Genomic DNA, 15,499 nt, shown 5'->3' on the forward strand with positions numbered 1-15,499 from the left:
GTCCGCAGGCTTTACCGAGGCCGACCCGTACAGCGGGGGTTGATTGGGGGCGCTCGTGTTCCCGGTACGCGCGCTCATGAGTCCTCGCCCATCGCCTGCCGGTATTGCCGTGGCGTAAAGCCCGTGAGCTGCTTGAACTGGCGGCTGAAGGCGCTGTGGTCGGTGTAGCCGCATTGCAGGGCGACGTCGGTGATGGGCAGGTCGGTCTGCAGCAGGCGGTGGGCGTGTTCCAGGCGCGCCTTGCTGATCATCTGCCGGGGCGTGAGGTGGAACACCCGCTTGCAGTGGCGCTCCAGCTGGGCGACGGAGAGGCGGGCGATGCGGGTGAGGGTCTCCAGGGTGATGGGCTCGTGGAAGTGCGTGCGGATGTGCTCGTCCACGGCGGCCAGGCGTTCGTAGGCGGGGTGGCTGGCGCTGGCCGATTGCAGGTCCACCGAGATGCCCACCAGGCCGATCACCTGCCCGGCGCGGTCGTGCAGGGGGCGTTTGTGGGTCAGGCACCAGCCGGGTTCGCGACTGCCGTAGAGGTGCAGCTCCAGCTGGTCTTCCAGCACCTGGCCCTGTTCCAGCACGCGGCGGTCCTGCTCGGTGTAGCCGGGGCCGAGCTGGGCGGGGAAGACCTCCGCGCTGGTCTTGCCCAGCAGCGGCTGCAAGGCCTTCAGGCCGCAGCGCTGGACCAGGGTGCGGTTGGCCAGCAGGTAGCGCGCCTGGGTGTCCTTGATGAAGATCGCCGCATTGGGGATCGCATCCAGCATCGGCAACAGCAGCCGTGCGCTGGCCAGCAGCGCGTCCATGCTCTCGGGGCGTTCCAGCCCCTCGTCGGCGAACAGTCCTTCCAGCGGGTTCTGCGGCATCGTCCTGCCTCCCAGTGCGCGGCGAGTCGGCAGGTTGCCGCAGGTGGAGGAAGCCTGTCGAGCCTTGCCCGGTCATTCCGCCAACTGTGCCGATTTCGTCATGGGAACCGAGGAAATGCATCAAGCCCGCAGGCGCCCGGGCGGGCCAACCTATGGCCGTTGCAGACCTCGGGGCGCCGTCGCGCCGGTTCGTCTCCGTGCCTGATTCGTCGCCAGGCCCCGGTGCTGCACAGGGATCTCTCCAGCCCATCCAATAACGCACAAGAAGGCTACGCCATGTCTGGAAAGTTCAAGAAACAGCTGTCCCTGACGGACCTCACCTTCATCGGCCTCGGGGCCATCTTCGGCTCCGGCTGGCTGTTCGCGGCCAGCCACGTCTCCGCCATCGCAGGCCCGGCGGGCATCTTCTCCTGGCTCCTCGGCGGCTTCGCGGTGCTGCTGCTGGGCATCATCTACTGCGAGCTGGGGGCGGCGCTGCCGCGTGCCGGCGGTGTGGTGCGCTACCCGGTGTTCTCCCACGGCCCGCTGCTGGGCTACCTGATGGGCTTCATCACGCTGATCGCCTTCTCCAGCCTGGTGGCGATCGAGGTGGTCGCCTCCCGCCAGTACGCGGCGGCCTGGTTCCCGGGCCTCACCGAGGCGGGCTCCAGCGACCCGACGCTGATCGGCTGGCTGGTGCAGTTCGGCCTGCTGTGCCTGTTCTTCTGGCTCAACTACCGCAGCGTGAAAACCTTCGCCCGCGCCAACAACCTGGTCAGCGTGTTCAAGTTCATCGTGCCGCTGCTGGTCATCGGCGTGCTCTTCACCTTCTTCAAGCCCGAGAACTTCCAGGTGCAGGGCTTCGCGCCGTTCGGCCTCTCGGGCATCGAGATGGCGGTGTCGGCCGGCGGCATCATCTTCGCGTACCTGGGGCTGACGCCGATCATCTCGGTGGCCAGCGAGGTGAAGAACCCGCAGCGCACCATTCCCTTCGCGCTGATCCTCTCGGTGCTGCTCTCCACCGCCATCTACGTGCTGCTGCAGGTGGCCTTCCTCGGCGCGGTGCCGACCGAGCTGCTGGCCAACGGCTGGGCCGGGATGTCCAAGGAGTTCGCCCTGCCGTACCGCGACATCGCCCTCGTGCTCGGGGTGGGCTGGCTGGCCTACCTGGTGGTGGCCGACGCGGTGGTCTCGCCCAGCGGCTGCGGCAACATCTACATGAACGCCACGCCGCGGGTGATCTACGGCTGGGCGCAGACCGGCACCTTCTTCCGCCTCTTCACCCGCATCGATGAACAGTCCGGCATCCCGCGCCCGGCGCTGTGGCTGACCTTCGGCCTGTCGGTGTTCTGGACCCTGCCGTTCCCCTCCTGGGAGGCGCTGATCAACGTGGTGTCCGCCGCCCTGGTGCTGAGCTACGCGGTGGCGCCGGTGACGGTGGCGGCCCTGCGCCGCAACGCGCCGGACATGCCGCGCCCGTTCCGCGTGCGGGGCCTGGCGGTGATGGGGCCGCTGTCCTTCGTGATCGCCGCGCTGATCGTCTACTGGTCCGGCTGGGGCACCGTGTCCTGGCTGCTGAGCCTGCAGATCCTGATGTTCGTGATCTACCTGCTGTGCCGCCGCTTCGTGCCCACCGAGCACCTGGGCATCGCCCAGCAGGTGCGTTCGTCCGCCTGGCTGATCGGCTTCTACGCCGTGACCCTGCTGCTCTCCTGGCTGGGCAGCTTCGGCGGCCTGGGCGTGCTCGGCCACCCCTACGACACCCTCGCCGTGGCCGCCTGCGCCCTGGGCATCTACCACTGGGGCGCCACCACCGGCGTGCCGGCCGAGCTGATCCGCCTCAGCGGCGAGGACGAAAGCGAGGAGGGCACCGATGCGGACGTCGCGCCTTCCGCCACGGCCTTCCCCGGCCGCGCCTAGCCCACTGTCTGCAACCCGATGACCGGAAGGAGTCTGGCCATGAACGACCTCATCAACCTCAGCCTCTACCAGGTGCATGCCCTGGCACTGCGTGCGCTGACCGTCAACGGCATGGGCGAGGACCATGCCCGCGCCATCGCCGACACCATCACCCGAGGCCAGCGTGACGAATGCCACTCCCATGGCCTGTACCGGGTGCTGGTGTGCGTGCACTCGCTGCGCAGCGGCAAGGTGGACCCGCAGGCCCAACCAAGGATGAGCCGCCCGGCGCCGGCCATCGTCCGCGTCGATGCGCAGCGGGGCTACTCGCTGCTGGCGCTGCAGACCGGCCTGCCGCTGCTGGTGGAGCAGGCCCGCGAGCTGGGCGTCGCCGCCCTGGTGATCCGCAACTGCTTCCACTTTTCCGCGTTGTGGCCGGAGGTGGAGGCCATCGCCGCCGAAGGGCTGGTTGGGCTGGCCATGACCCCCAGCCACGCCTGGGTGGCCCCGGAAGGCGGCCGCCAGGGGGTGTTCGGCACCAACCCGCTGGCCTTCGCCTGGCCCCGCGAGGGGCGCGAGCCCTTCGTCTTCGACTTCGCCACCAGCGCCATCGCCCGGGGCGACATCGAGCTGCACGCCCGCCAGGGCAAGCCGATTCCCCTCGGCTGGGGGCTGGATGCCGAAGGGCGGCCCAGCACCGATGCGCGGGCCGTGCTGGAGGGCGCCATGCAGACCTTCGGCGGCCACAAGGGCTCGGCCCTGGCGGCGATGATCGAGCTGATGGCCGGCGCGCTGATCGGCGACCTCACCAGCGCCGAATCCCTGGCCTTCGACGGCGGCGCCGGTGCCACGCCGCTCCATGGCGAGCTGCTGCTGGCCTTCGACCCGGCGCGCTTTCTCGGCGGCGAGCTGGCGGCCGGCCGGCAGCGGGCCGAGGCGCTGTTCGCCGCCATCACCGACCAGGGCGCGCGGCTGCCGTCGCAGCGGCGTTTCGCCGCCCGCCAGCGCAGCGAACGCGAAGGCGTCTGGGTCGGCCGGGCGCTGCTGGACGACATCCAGCGCCTGATCGATCACCCCCATTCCCCGACCTGACGGAGCCGCCCCATGAAGCGCATCCATGTCATCGATTCCCACACCGGCGGCGAACCCACGCGCCTGGTGATGGACGGCTTTCCCGAACCCGCCGGCAGCACCCTCGCCGAGCAGCGCGACAGCCTGCGCGAGCACCACGACCACTGGCGCCGCGCCTGCCTGCTGGAGCCGCGCGGCAACGACGTGCTGGTGGGCGCGCTGTACCGCCCGCCGGTGACTCCGGGCGCCACCTGCGGGGTGATCTTCTTCAACAACGCCGGCTACCTCGGCATGTGCGGCCACGGCACCCTCGGCCTGGTGGCGTCCCTCCGGCACCTGGGGCTGATGGCCCCCGGCGAGCACCGCATCGACACCCCGGTGGGCACCGTCAGCGCCACCCTCCACGAGGACGGCCGCGTCACCCTCGGCAACGTGCCGGCCCACCGCCATCGCCGGCAGGTGCCGGTGGAGGTGCCCGGCCATGGCGTGGTCCATGGCGACATCGCCTGGGGCGGCAACTGGTTCTTCCTGGTCAACGACCACGGCCAGCGCCTGGAGCTGGATAACGTCGAGGCCCTGACCGCCTACACCTGGGCGATGCTGCGGGCCCTGGAGGCCCAGGGCATCCACGGCGAGGGCGGGGCGCTGATCGACCACGTCGAGCTGTTCGCCGCCGACGCCGAGGCCGACAGCCGCAACTTCGTCATGTGCCCCGGCAAGGCCTACGACCGCTCCCCCTGCGGCACCGGCACCAGCGCCAAGCTGGCCTGCCTGGCGGCGGACGGCAAGCTCGCCCCCGGCCAGCGCTGGGTGCAGGCCAGCATCACCGGCAGCCGCTTCGAGGGGCACTACGAGTGGGAGGGCGAGCGCATCCGTCCCTTCATCACCGGGCGTGCCCACCTCACCGCCGACAGCACCCTGCTCATCGACGAGCAGGACCCCTTCGCCTGGGGCATCTGAGCCCCGTTTTCCCGAACCCTGAATCCCTGCTCAAGGAGCGACAGCATGAACATCGATATCTACCGTGGCTGCATCCCCGCCCTCATGACCCCCTGCACCGACGCGCGCCAGCCGGACTACGACGCCCTGGTGGCCAAGGGCCGCGAACTGGTCCAGGCCGGCATGAGCGGCGTGGTCTACTGCGGCTCCATGGGCGACTGGCCCCTGCTCAGCGAGGCCCAGCGCCAGGAAGGCGTGGCGCGCCTGGTGAAGGCCGGCGTGCCCACCATCGTCGGCACCGGCGCGGTGAGCACCCGCGAGGCGGTGGCCCACGCCGCCCATGCCGCCAAGGTCGGTGCCCAGGGGCTGATGGTGATCCCGCGCCTGCTGTCCCGCGCGGCCTCTCCGGCGGCGCAGAAGGCGCATTTCACGGCCGTGCTGCAGGCCGCGCCGGAGCTGCCGTCGGTGATCTACAACAGCCCGTACTACAGCTTCTCCACCCGCGCCGACCTGTTCTTCGAGCTGCGCGGACAGCACCGCAACCTGATCGGCTTCAAGGAATTCGGCGGCGCCGACGCCATGCGCTACGCCGCCGAGCACATCACCTCGCGGGATGACGAGGTGATCCTCATGGCCGGCGTCGACACCCAGGTGTTCCACGGCTACGTCAACTGCAACGCCACCGGCACCATCACCGGCATCGGCAACGTGCTGCCCCGCGAGGTGCTGCTGCTGGTCTCGCTGAGCCGCCAGGCCGCCCAGGGCGATGCCCGCGCACGCCGCCAGGCCCTGGAGCTGAGCGCCGCCCTGGACGTGCTCTCGTCCTTCGACGAGGGCTGCGACCTGGTGCTGTTCTACAAGTATCTGATGGTGCTCAACGGCGACCGCGAGTACCGCCTGCATTTCAACGAGAGCGACGCCCTCAGCGACTCCCAGCGCCGCTACGCCGAGCAGCAGTACAGCCTGTTCCGCCAGTGGTACGCCAACTGGACCGCCGAGCAGAACCTCGCCTGAACCCGCCCGCCCCGCCGCCCGTGGGCGGTGGGGCCCACCCGCCATCCAGGATGCCCCATGACCCTCACAGGCAAGATGCTGATCGGCGGCGCAGCGGTGCCCGGCACCCGCGACGCCCTCCACGCCATTGACCCGGCCACCGGCCAACCCCTGCAACCCGCCTACCCAGGCGCCAGCCGCCAGCAGGTGGAACAGGCCTGCGCCCTGGCCTGGGCCGCCTTCGACCCGTACCGGGACACCACACCGGCCGCCCGCGCGGCCTTCCTCGACGCCATCGCGGATGCCATCGAAGCGCTCGGTGATGCGCTGATCGACCGCGCCATGGCCGAGACGGGCTTGCCCCAGGCGCGCCTGCAGGGCGAGCGCGGCCGCACCTGCCAGCAACTGCGTACCTTCGCCCGCACCCTGCGTGCGGGTGAGTGGCTGGACGTGCGCATCGACCGCGCGCAGCCCCAGCGCCAACCCCTGCCCAGGCCCGATCTGCGCCAGCGCCAGGTGCCCCTGGGGCCGGTGGCGGTGTTCGGTGCCAGCAACTTCCCCCTGGCGTTCTCCGTGGCCGGCGGCGACACCGCCTCGGCCCTGGCCGCCGGCTGCCCGGTGGTGGTCAAGGCCCATGGCGCCCACCCCGGCACCAGCGAACTGGTGGGGCAGGCGGTGGCCCGCGCGGTCGAACGCTGCGGCATGCCCGAAGGTGTGTTCTCGCTGCTGTTCGGCGCCGGCCGCGAAGTGGGTTTAGGCCTGGTGACGGACCCGCGCATCAAGGCGGTCGGCTTCACCGGCTCGCGCAGCGGTGGCCTCGCCCTGTGCCAGGCGGCCCAGGCGCGGCCGGAGCCGATCCCGGTCTATGCGGAGATGAGTTCGATCAACCCGGTGCTGCTGTTTCCCGCTGCCTTGCAGGCCCGTGGCGAGGCCCTGGCGCAAGGCTTCATCGCCTCGCTGACCCAGGGCGCCGGGCAGTTCTGCACCAACCCCGGCCTGCTCATCGCGCCGCGCGGTGCGGCGCTGGATGCCTTCCTCGCCCATGCCGCCGAGCAGCTGCGCCCGTGCAAGGCCCAGGTGATGCTCACACCCGGCATCCACCAGGCCTACGCGGCCGGGGCCGCAACCCTGGCCCGTCACCCGCAGGTGCGCCGGGTCGCTAGCGGCGAACCCGGGGACGGGCCGAACCGCTGCCAGGCGCAGCTGTTCGTCACCGACGCCGAGGCCTTCCTCGCCGACCCGCAGTTGCATGGCGAGGTCTTCGGCGCGGCGGCGCTGGTGGTGCAGTGCGAGGGCGCGGAGCAGGTGTCCCGCATCCTCGATGCCCTGGAGGGCCAGCTCACCGCCACCCTGCACCTTGACGACGCCGACCTCGATGCCGCCCACGGGCTGTTGCCGGCCCTGGAACGCAAGGCCGGCCGCGTACTGGTCAATGGTTGGCCCACCGGGGTGGAGGTGTGCGATGCCATGGTCCACGGCGGGCCGTTCCCGGCCACCTCGGATGCCCGTTCCACCTCGGTGGGCACCGCCGCCATCCAGCGCTTCCTGCGTCCGGTGTGCTACCAGGGCTTCCCCGATGCCTTGCTGCCGGCGGCGCTGCGCGAGGCCAACCCCCTGGGCCTGCGGCGGCTGCTCGACGGCGAGCGGGAGGCCTGAACATGGGCGATCTCCAGCCAGCGGACGTGGATGTCGCGGTGGTCGGCGCCGGCGTCATCGGTGTCGCCTGCGCCCTGCAGCTCGCGCGCCAGGGGCTGCGGGTGCAGGTGTTCGACCCCGACGGCGTGGGGCAGGGCGCCTCCTTCGGCAACGCCGGGCACCTGGCCACCGAGCAGGTGTTCCCGATCGCCGACCTGTCGATCCTCAAGCGCCTGCCGGGCATGCTCCTCGACCCCATGGGCCCGCTGCGCCTGGACTGGACCTACCTGCCGCGCGCCACCCCCTGGTTCCTGCGCCTGTTGCTCAACCTGCGGGCGGCGCCCTTCGCCCGTACCGTCGCCGGGCTGCGGGCCCTCAACGAAGCCAGCCTGGGCGCCTGGCGCCGCCTGCTGCAGGCCGTCGAGCGGCCCGACCTGCTGCGCGAGGACGGTTCGCTGCTGGTGTACGAGCAGGACGCCTCCCGCGTGGCCCTGCAGGCCCTCCAGGCGCGCATGGCCGGGCAGGGCGTGCCGGTGGCGTTCTGGGGAGCGGAGGCCGTTCACGCGGCGGCGCCCCAGCTCAGTGAGGGGATTCGCGGTGGGCTGTTCTTCCCGGCCACCGGGCACTTCATCGACCCGCACCGCGTGGTCGTCGAACTGGCGCGGGCGGCCGAGGCGCTGGGCGTCACCTTCCATCGCCAGCGCGTGCTCGATGGCCACCGGCTGGCGGAGGGCGTCACCCTGAGGCTGGACGGCGGCAGCCTGCGCGCCCGCCAGGTGCTGCTGGCTTGCGGCGCCCACTCCGCGCCGCTCACCGAACGCCTCACCGGCACGCGGGTGCCGCTGGACACCGAGCGCGGCTACCACCTGATGCTGCCCCGGGAGCAGGGGCGGCTGCCGTTCGCCGTCACCAGCCTCGAACGGCGCTTCATCATGACGCCCATGGCCGCCGGCCTGCGGCTGGCCGGCACCGTGGAGTTCGCCGGGCTGGAGAAGCCGGCGAACATGCCCCGCGCCTGGCAGCTGCACCGCCTCAGCCAGGGGCTGTTCCGCGACGAGCTGGACACCGAAGGCGCCAGCCCCTGGATGGGCTTGCGCCCCTCGCTGCCGGACTCGCTGCCGATCATCGACCGGGTGGGCGAGGGCCGCGTCCTGCTCGCCTTCGGCCACCAGCACCTCGGGCTGACCCAGGCCGCCGTCACCGCCGAGTACATCGGCCAACTGGCCCAGGGGCAGGCCGTGGCGGGGCTGGAGGCGTACCGGCTGGGGCGCTTCGCGAGCTAGTGCGCCCGGGTGCTGGTGCATGCTGCCGTGGGCCTCCAGAATGGCGGGCCTCGGCACAGGAGCCCCGCCATGGACGATCTTTTCCCCAATCCCTTCCTGCTGGCCGGTGGTGCCCTGAGCGCCATCGCCGCGCTGCTGCACCTGGGCTGCATCCGCTACGGCGCGCCCTGGTATCGCTTCTTCGGCGCCGGTGAGCGCATGGCGCGACTGGCCGAGGCCGGCAGCCCGGTGGCCACGCTGGTCACCCTGGCCATCGCCACGGTGCTGGGGCTCTGGGCGCTCTACGCGCTGCTGGCCGGGCTCGGCCTGCCACTTCCCCTGACACGGCCGGTGCTGTGCCTGGTCACCGCGGTGTACCTGCTGCGGGGGCTCGGCGGGCTGTTGCTGGTCAAGCGCGGGCTGGGCCGCAGCGCCGCCTTCTGGCTGTGGAGCTCGGCCATCTGCCTGACGCTGGGCGGGCTGCACCTGGTGGGGATTTCGCAGGTGTGGAGCGCGATCCAGGGGACCTGACCCGCGAGCCGCCTGCCTGCCGGTGATTGCGTCGTAGGGGCATGCCGGCCCCGGGGCAGGACGGGTGCGAACCCTTCGTGAGCCTGTGCCCACGCCCTCGCGCCCGGCCACGGCCAGGCCGTGCATCTGCTGCTCGCGTGAGCGCCTGCGATCTTTCCTGGCGACGATGGCGGGCTCGGGCAGCGCTCCGTCGTCCAGGATTCCACCGTGCTAGAAGGCCCCGTCGAAACTCACAGAGGGAATGACGGGATGAATCGCTTATCCATCAGGCAGAAGATCCTCCTCCTGGCCCTGCTGCCGGTCCTGGCGCTGGCCACGATCAGCGCCTGGCTGTTCGTATCCCAGGCCCGGGAACTGCGCGACCTGAGCCGCGACGACCTGCGCGAGTCGTTGCTGGCGGCCAAGCGCGAGCAATTGGCCAACTACATGGAGCTGGCCCTGAGCGCCGTGGCGCCGCTGGCCAATGGCGACTCGGCAGCGGGCCGTGAGCGCATCAAGGAGGCGCTGCGCAGTCTGCGCTTCGACGGCGGCAGCGGCTACTTCTTCGCCTACGACAGCCAGGGCGTGCAGGTGATGAGCGCCGACAACCCGGCCCGCGAAGGCACGGGCTATTGGGACTCCACCAGCCCCGAGGGTCGCCATCTGGTGCGCGAATACGTCGAGGCCGGCGCCGCCGGGGGTGGCTACGTGGAATACGGCTGGGCGCGGCCCGGCGAGGAGGAGCCCTCGCCGAAGCTCGCCTACGTGGTGCCGATGCCCGACAGCGACTGGGTGCTGGGCACCGGCTTCTACATCGACGACCTGGAAACGCAGCTCGCCGGGCTGGAGCGGGAATTCGCCGCTGCCGTGCGCCTGAGCCTGATCCGCAGCGCCGCCTCCGCCGCCATCCTGCTGGTGCTGATCGCCGCGCTGGCGATCCTGCTGGCACGCAGCATCCATCGGCCCCTGGACCAGGCGGTGCGGACCATGGAGAACATCGCCCGGGGCGAAGGCGACCTGACCCGCCGCCTGGACCCTTCCGCCGGCCACGAGCTGGGCACCCTGGCGCGGGCCTTCAACCACTTCGCCGAGCAGATCGGCCAACTGGTGCGGCAGACGCGCTCGTCCGCCGCCACCCTGGGAGCCGCCAGCGAGGAGCTGGGTGCCTTCATGGAGCAGACCGGCCAGGGCATCGCCAGCCAGCACGTGGAGAGCGACCAGTTGGCCACCGCCATGGAGCAGATGTCGGCGGCGGCCCTGCAGGTCGCCAGCAGTGCGGCCGGCGCGGCGCAGGCGGCCCAGGCCGCGGAGGACCAGGTACAGGGCGCGCAGGGCCTGGTGCGCAGCGCCGCCGAGGTGATCGACGGGCTGGAGGGCCAGGTGGAAAGCGGGGTCGAGATCATCCGCCGCCTGGGCAGCGAGTCCGAGGGCATCGGCGGCGTGCTGGATGTGATCCACGGCGTCGCCGAGCAGACCAACCTGCTGGCGCTCAACGCCGCCATCGAAGCCGCGCGTGCCGGTGACCAGGGGCGCGGCTTCGCGGTCGTCGCCGATGAGGTGCGCACGCTGGCGGGGCGCACCCAGAGCAGTACGGCGGAAATCCAGGAAATGATCGGCCGCCTGCAGGCCGGCGCTCGCGAGGCCATCGCCGCCATCGGCCAGATCCGGGGCGGCAGCGCCCGCGCCGTGGTGGAGGTGGGCCGGGTCGGCCAGGCCCTGGAGGCGGTCGTCGAGGCAACCACCACCATCAATGGCATGAACGCGCAGATCGCCGCTGCGGCGGAGGAGCAGACCCAGGTCTGTGAATCCATCAATGCCAACGTGCACCAGATCGCCGCCATCGCCGAACAGACCGCCGCCGGCTCGCGCAACGCCAGCGACATCACCCAGCGCCTGGGTGAGATGGCCGGTGGATTGCAGCAGCTGGTTGGGCGTTACCGGGCCGATTGAGGGGAGGGTGGTGCATCGCCGCCGCTAACGGCCGTGCACCACGCCCGGCATGGCGCTGCGGCTACCCGGGCGGGGGGCGTTGGCGCGTTTCCTGCTCAGGCGTCCGCTAGCGAGACCAGCCGCTCGAGCTGGTCCTTCGCCGGCATGTAGGTGGACGAAAGCATCATCCGTTCCCAGCTGAGCATCTTCTCGGTCGCCTGGCGCTGGGCCATCGGCGAGATGTCGAAGGTCACCGAATAGCGCAGGTCGAACAGCAGCGACCAGAGTTCGGCAGGTGACTCGATGCCATCGATATGAGCGATCAGCTGCTTGTGGATCTTGCTGACCTGGGCCTTGATGTCGCTGCTCTTGTCGCCGACCGGCAGCAGCTCCCGGGCCTTGGCCCTGCACGCCTGCATGCGCTGGTGGTGGGTCGTTGAAGCCGGGTCGGTGTCGCTGTCCGTATGGCTTTCGCGCAGGTAGGTGGCGAAGAGATCGAGGTTCTTGCGCACGATCTCGATGGCCTTGTTGGTATCGGCCCGGCCCGCCACCAGGTTCACCGGCGCGCTGTTCAGGTACTTGGCGATATAGAGCATCACATCCTTGCTGTTCTTGGGGATGCGCTTGAGGTTCCGCGACTGCAAGGGCTCGACCAGCACGTCGTAGAGCTTCTTGGCATCCGATCCGTACGCCTGGTTGATGGCACTGAAGACACGCTCGGCGTTCTTCCTGATCGACTGGCTCCAATGCACCATGTGGCGCCTGTCCTCGACGTCGCCCTGGCTCGAGCGCTGGTTGACCTTGATGCGCTTGGCGTTGGTGGTCCACTCCGGGCGGCCGGTCACCTTGACGTCTCCGGAGGCGGGGTCGATATGGACTCTCAGCTTGCTCTTGGTTTTCTGCGGGCCTCTTGGCATGGGCGTTCCTCCCTGATGAATGCTGCAAGAGACTAGATCAGAAAGGCGCTCCTGCACCTGCCTTCAGTCCGACGTCGAGTCACCCGGCCCAGGGCTGGCGGTTGCGCCGGGCCAGGGCTTCGATGGCGCGCACGCCGGCCTGCATCTTCAGCACCGCCGAGGCGTTGGCCGAATGCACGTGGATGCGCGGCGGCACGAAGCGGTGCAGGGCCACGGCCTCCTCGATCCACAGGATCACGTCGTAGCCGGTGCCGCGTTCGTCGTCGCCCAGGTCGTGGTCCAGGCTCAGCTCGCTGACCTGGCCCGTCTTCAACAGCGCGATCACCTCGTCCGGCCACCCGATGCGGACCCAGCCCTCGGGCGTGGTGCGTTCGTCGTCCAGATAGACCTTCATCGCCTCAGGCTCCTGTTGCCCAGCTGTAGAGCAGCCAGGTGTCGCGGGTTTCGCAGAAGTACAATTTCTCGTTCCAGCTGTCCTGCAAGGCCAGTGCAGGCGCGATCAACGGTTCGGGGAGGATCGGGGTGTCCAGCGGTTGCGGCTGGCCGTCGCGGAAGATTCCCCAGCGGTCGCTGTGCCAGGGGCGCGCAGGATTGGCGCGGCGCTCGATGATGGCGTGGCGGATGGCATCTCCCAGGCTGGTGATCTCCAGGGTCGCCTTGTCGGTGTCGACGCGAGTGGGCCGGGCGTTGGCAAGCTCAGGGAGCAGCCAGCGCTCCATCAGGTCGCCGACATGCTCGGGAGTCGTCTCCTCCCATGCCCATTCTTCCACCTGGTGCAGCTCGCGATTGAGCAGTGCGATCAGGGCCTGGGCGGGCGTCGCAACGCCCGACCTGGCGCAACGGTAGAGCCTGGCGTCGCAGAGGCCTTCATCCCGGGTACGAAACTCCAGCACCTCCACAGGGGTGGTCAAGGCGTGCAGAAGGCACTGGCGCATCAGGCCGGGCGCGGCCAGCAGTTCCTCCACCAGGGAGCGGTCCAGATTCGATTCCATTCAGCGTGCAGCCAGCCGGAGTGTGCGGGGTTGCGAAGTTTATCTTGCGCTGCATATCGCTTCACGCATTGCGTCTAAATCCCCACCGTCGCCCATCGTCTCCTCTGCACAAGGCCGAGAAGCGCCACAAGCGCACGGCCCGGAGCTTGATGCCACTTTATCGAGGGTCGAAGGATGCAAGCCGCTACCAGCCTGCCGCTGTCCGCCGCAGAAGAAGAGACGCTCTACCAGTTCGAGGAGACGCCGCTGCTGGCCCGCCAGAAGCAGCAGGAGTCCAATGCCCGCAGCTACCCCCGGCGCATCCCCCTGGCGCTCAAGCGTGCGCGCGGGCTCTATGTCGAGGACGTGGAAGGCCGCACCTTCATCGATTGCCTCGCCGGTGCCGGCACCCTGGCCCTGGGCCACAACCACCCGGTGGTGATCGACGCCATCCGCCAGGTGCTGGCCGACGAGCTGCCGCTGCACACCCTGGACCTCACCACCCCGGTGAAGGACCAGTTCGTCCAGGACCTCTTCGGCCTGCTGCCCGAGGGCCTGGCCCGCGAGGCGAAGATCCAGTTCTGCGGCCCCACCGGCACCGACGCCGTGGAAGCCGCGCTGAAGCTGGTGCGCACCGCTACCGGGCGCAGCACCATCCTCTCGTTCCAGGGCGGCTACCACGGCATGAGCCAGGGCGCCCTGGGGCTGATGGGCAACCTGGGGCCGAAGAAGGCCCTGGGCGCGGTGCTGGGCAACGGCGTGCAGTTCGCCCCCTATCCCTACGACTACCGCTGCCCCTTCGGCATCGGTGGCGAAGCCGGCGTGCGCGCCAACCTGCACTACCTGGAGAACCTGCTCAGCGACCCCGAGGCCGGCGTGCTGCTGCCGGCGGCGGTGATCGTCGAAGCGGTGCAGGGCGAGGGCGGCGTGGTGCCGGCGGACATCGAGTGGCTGCGCGGCCTGCGCCGCATCACCGAGAAGGCCGGCGTGGCGCTGATCGTCGACGAGATCCAGAGCGGCTTCGGCCGCACCGGCAGGATGTTCGCCTTCGAGCACGCCGGCATCGTGCCCGACGTTGTGGTGCTGTCCAAGGCCATCGGCGGCAGCCTGCCGCTGGCGGTTATGGTCTACCGCGAATGGCTCGACGTCTGGGGCCCGGGCGCCCATGCCGGCACCTTCCGTGGCAACCAGATGGCCATGGCTGCCGGCTCGGCGGTGTTGCGCTACCTCAAGGAGCACGATATCCCCGCCCACGCCGCCGCCATGGGCGAGCGCCTGGCCGGCCACCTGCGCGAGCTGCAGCGCGACTACCCGCAACTCGGCGACATCCGTGGGCGCGGGCTGATGCTCGGCGTCGAGCTGGTGGACCCGTCCGGCACGCCGGACGCCCTCGGCCACCCGCCCACCTACAGCGCCCTGGCCTCGCGCCTGCAGGCGCAGTGCCTGAAGCGCGGGCTGATCCTCGAGCTGGGCGGTCGCCATGGCAGCGTGGTGCGCTTCCTGCCGCCGCTGATCATCACCGCCGAACAGGTGGACGAAGTCGCCCGCCGCTTCGGTCGGGCACTGGCGGCCGCGCTGCGGGATTGAGTCGCCCATCCCGCCGCTGAAGCGTCCGCCTTCCCCGAGGCGCCCCGTCATGGGCGCCTCATGCATTTCGAGCAGGCCCCATGGCATCCCTATCCGATCGTGACGACAGGCTGTTCCGGGTGCGGCACCGCGCTGTCTGGCGGGCTGAATGGCGCCTTCTCCGTTGCGGCTGATCTGCCTGCCGTTCTGTGGCGCCAGCGCGCAGGTCTATCTGCGATGGCAGCGGCACCTGCCAGCCTGGCTGCAGCTTCACCCGCTGGAGCTGCCGGGTCGCGGCGAGCGTGCGCAAGAGCCCGCGCAGACCGATATCGCCGGGCTGGCACGACAACTGGCCCGGGAACTGGAACCGGCGTTGCGCCATGGAGACTATGCGGTGTTCGGGCACGGGCTTGGGGCCTTGCTGGCCTGCGAGTTGCTGCATGTCCTGAGGGCGCGGGGGCTGCCGATGCCGCGCTGCCTGTTCGTCTCGGGTGCGGCTGCGCCCACACCCCGGGATGAGTGCGGTGCCAGCCTGTTCCACCTGGGGCATGACCCGGCCCCTGTGACCGGCATCAGCGGGCCGATGGCGCTGCCACTCCTGCGCGCCGACTACCTGCTGTGCGTCGGCCACCGGCCCAGGCCGCGCACGCCGTTGGCTTGCCCGATCCACGTCCTTTCCGGCGCCGATGACCGGATCACCCGCGCCCAGCTCCGCGCCTGGGGCGATGAAACCTCTGCCACCCTCGAGTTGCGCCAGTTCGAGGGTGGCCATTTCTATTTCCACACCCTGGAAGCGGAAGTGCTGGGCTACCTGCTCGACGTCCTTGCCGCCAGGGTCGAGCGGCGGCGTTCGGGGGCCGGTCGCGCCCTGTCCTGGTGAGCCTCCCGCAGCAGGGGCGCGCGAAGGTTCCCCTGGGCGGCCAATTGTTTGATGCCTATGGAAATCCGCCCGTCCCGAGCGTTTGCGCAAGGGC

At 70.4% G+C, this 15,499-nt stretch carries 14 protein-coding genes; 10 read left to right on the forward strand and 4 right to left on the reverse strand.

The genetic code is table 11. The annotated features are described in order from the left end of the window. Window positions 1–74 precede the first annotated feature (74 nt). On the reverse strand, window positions 75–854 hold the full coding sequence (locus ACYJSS_RS01895; protein WP_236205957.1) for an AraC family transcriptional regulator: 780 nt from the start codon (window positions 852–854) through the stop codon (window positions 75–77). Between the two features lie 276 nt (window positions 855–1,130). Between ACYJSS_RS01895 and ACYJSS_RS01900 the strand changes: the two genes are divergently transcribed. The 8 genes from ACYJSS_RS01900 to ACYJSS_RS01935 all read left to right on the forward strand — a co-directional run bounded on the left by ACYJSS_RS01900 (window position 1,131) and on the right by ACYJSS_RS01935 (window position 11,092). Beyond that, window positions 1,131–2,753: an APC family permease gene (locus tag ACYJSS_RS01900; protein WP_236205956.1), complete on the forward strand. Its 1,623-nt coding sequence runs from the start codon at window positions 1,131–1,133 to the stop codon at window positions 2,751–2,753. Between the two features lie 39 nt (window positions 2,754–2,792). After that, window positions 2,793–3,824, forward strand: a complete 1,032-nt coding sequence (locus ACYJSS_RS01905; RefSeq protein WP_236205955.1) for an Ldh family oxidoreductase — start codon at window positions 2,793–2,795, stop codon at window positions 3,822–3,824. Between the two features lie 12 nt (window positions 3,825–3,836). Next, complete coding sequence (locus ACYJSS_RS01910; RefSeq protein WP_459479182.1) at window positions 3,837–4,763, forward strand: 4-hydroxyproline epimerase; 927 nt, start codon at window positions 3,837–3,839, stop codon at window positions 4,761–4,763. Between the two features lie 45 nt (window positions 4,764–4,808). Beyond that, window positions 4,809–5,756: a dihydrodipicolinate synthase family protein gene (locus ACYJSS_RS01915; protein ID WP_236205953.1), complete on the forward strand. Its 948-nt coding sequence runs from the start codon at window positions 4,809–4,811 to the stop codon at window positions 5,754–5,756. Between the two features lie 57 nt (window positions 5,757–5,813). Further along, complete coding sequence (locus tag ACYJSS_RS01920; RefSeq protein ID WP_236205952.1) at window positions 5,814–7,391, forward strand: aldehyde dehydrogenase (NADP(+)); 1,578 nt, start codon at window positions 5,814–5,816, stop codon at window positions 7,389–7,391. Window positions 7,392–7,393: 2 nt separating this feature from the next. Then, window positions 7,394–8,653 carry an NAD(P)/FAD-dependent oxidoreductase gene (locus tag ACYJSS_RS01925; RefSeq protein ID WP_236205951.1) on the forward strand — a complete coding sequence of 420 codons (1,260 nt, stop codon included), beginning with the start codon at window positions 7,394–7,396 and terminating at the stop codon, window positions 8,651–8,653. A 69-nt stretch (window positions 8,654–8,722) separates the two neighbouring features. Next, window positions 8,723–9,163 carry a hypothetical protein gene (locus ACYJSS_RS01930; protein WP_236205950.1) on the forward strand — a complete coding sequence of 147 codons (441 nt, stop codon included), beginning with the start codon at window positions 8,723–8,725 and terminating at the stop codon, window positions 9,161–9,163. Window positions 9,164–9,412: 249 nt separating this feature from the next. Then, the gene (locus ACYJSS_RS01935) at window positions 9,413–11,092 is read left to right on the forward strand and encodes a methyl-accepting chemotaxis protein (protein WP_236205949.1); all 1,680 of its coding nucleotides are present in this window, start codon (window positions 9,413–9,415) and stop codon (window positions 11,090–11,092) included. A gap of 95 nt (window positions 11,093–11,187) precedes the next feature. Here ACYJSS_RS01935 and ACYJSS_RS01940 read toward each other — a convergent pair whose 3' ends face one another. From ACYJSS_RS01940 to ACYJSS_RS01950, 3 genes are all read right to left on the reverse strand, one after another. Further along, window positions 11,188–11,988, reverse strand: coding sequence for a hypothetical protein (locus ACYJSS_RS01940; protein ID WP_236205948.1), 801 nt, complete (start codon window positions 11,986–11,988; stop codon window positions 11,188–11,190). Between the two features lie 79 nt (window positions 11,989–12,067). Next, window positions 12,068–12,382, reverse strand: a complete 315-nt coding sequence (locus tag ACYJSS_RS01945) for a cyclic-phosphate processing receiver domain-containing protein (protein ID WP_111259996.1) — start codon at window positions 12,380–12,382, stop codon at window positions 12,068–12,070. 4 nt (window positions 12,383–12,386) lie between these two features. Beyond that, window positions 12,387–12,980 (reverse strand): hypothetical protein, encoded by a 594-nt coding sequence (locus tag ACYJSS_RS01950; RefSeq protein WP_236205947.1) that lies wholly within the window; start codon window positions 12,978–12,980, stop codon window positions 12,387–12,389. Window positions 12,981–13,154: 174 nt separating this feature from the next. On the opposite strand from ACYJSS_RS01950, the gene ACYJSS_RS01955 reads away from it, so the two are divergent. Then, complete coding sequence (locus ACYJSS_RS01955) at window positions 13,155–14,546, forward strand: aspartate aminotransferase family protein (protein WP_236205946.1); 1,392 nt, start codon at window positions 13,155–13,157, stop codon at window positions 14,544–14,546. Between the two features lie 148 nt (window positions 14,547–14,694). Beyond that, complete coding sequence (locus ACYJSS_RS01960) at window positions 14,695–15,405, forward strand: thioesterase II family protein (RefSeq protein ID WP_236205945.1); 711 nt, start codon at window positions 14,695–14,697, stop codon at window positions 15,403–15,405. The last annotated feature ends 94 nt before the right edge of the window (window positions 15,406–15,499 follow it).

Source organism: Pseudomonas sp. No.21, assembly GCF_054558415.1.

Excerpts from the sequence above, each read along its gene's own strand:
- ACYJSS_RS01950 (WP_236205947.1), bottom strand. The coding sequence starts at position 12,980 with ATGGAATCGAATCTGGACCGCTCCCTGGTGGAGGAACTGCTGGCCGCG.
- ACYJSS_RS01930 (WP_236205950.1), top strand. The coding sequence starts at position 8,723 with ATGGACGATCTTTTCCCCAATCCCTTCCTGCTGGCCGGTGGTGCCCTG.
- ACYJSS_RS01910 (WP_459479182.1), top strand. The coding sequence starts at position 3,837 with ATGAAGCGCATCCATGTCATCGATTCCCACACCGGCGGCGAACCCACG.
- ACYJSS_RS01900 (WP_236205956.1), top strand. The coding sequence starts at position 1,131 with ATGTCTGGAAAGTTCAAGAAACAGCTGTCCCTGACGGACCTCACCTTC.
- ACYJSS_RS01915 (WP_236205953.1), top strand. The coding sequence starts at position 4,809 with ATGAACATCGATATCTACCGTGGCTGCATCCCCGCCCTCATGACCCCC.
- ACYJSS_RS01895 (WP_236205957.1), bottom strand. The coding sequence starts at position 854 with ATGCCGCAGAACCCGCTGGAAGGACTGTTCGCCGACGAGGGGCTGGAA.
- ACYJSS_RS01905 (WP_236205955.1), top strand. The coding sequence starts at position 2,793 with ATGAACGACCTCATCAACCTCAGCCTCTACCAGGTGCATGCCCTGGCA.
- ACYJSS_RS01955 (WP_236205946.1), top strand. The coding sequence starts at position 13,155 with ATGCAAGCCGCTACCAGCCTGCCGCTGTCCGCCGCAGAAGAAGAGACG.
- ACYJSS_RS01940 (WP_236205948.1), bottom strand. The coding sequence starts at position 11,988 with ATGCCAAGAGGCCCGCAGAAAACCAAGAGCAAGCTGAGAGTCCATATC.
- ACYJSS_RS01920 (WP_236205952.1), top strand. The coding sequence starts at position 5,814 with ATGACCCTCACAGGCAAGATGCTGATCGGCGGCGCAGCGGTGCCCGGC.
- ACYJSS_RS01925 (WP_236205951.1), top strand. The coding sequence starts at position 7,394 with ATGGGCGATCTCCAGCCAGCGGACGTGGATGTCGCGGTGGTCGGCGCC.
- ACYJSS_RS01935 (WP_236205949.1), top strand. The coding sequence starts at position 9,413 with ATGAATCGCTTATCCATCAGGCAGAAGATCCTCCTCCTGGCCCTGCTG.
- ACYJSS_RS01945 (WP_111259996.1), bottom strand. The coding sequence starts at position 12,382 with ATGAAGGTCTATCTGGACGACGAACGCACCACGCCCGAGGGCTGGGTC.
- ACYJSS_RS01960 (WP_236205945.1), top strand. The coding sequence starts at position 14,695 with ATGGCGCCTTCTCCGTTGCGGCTGATCTGCCTGCCGTTCTGTGGCGCC.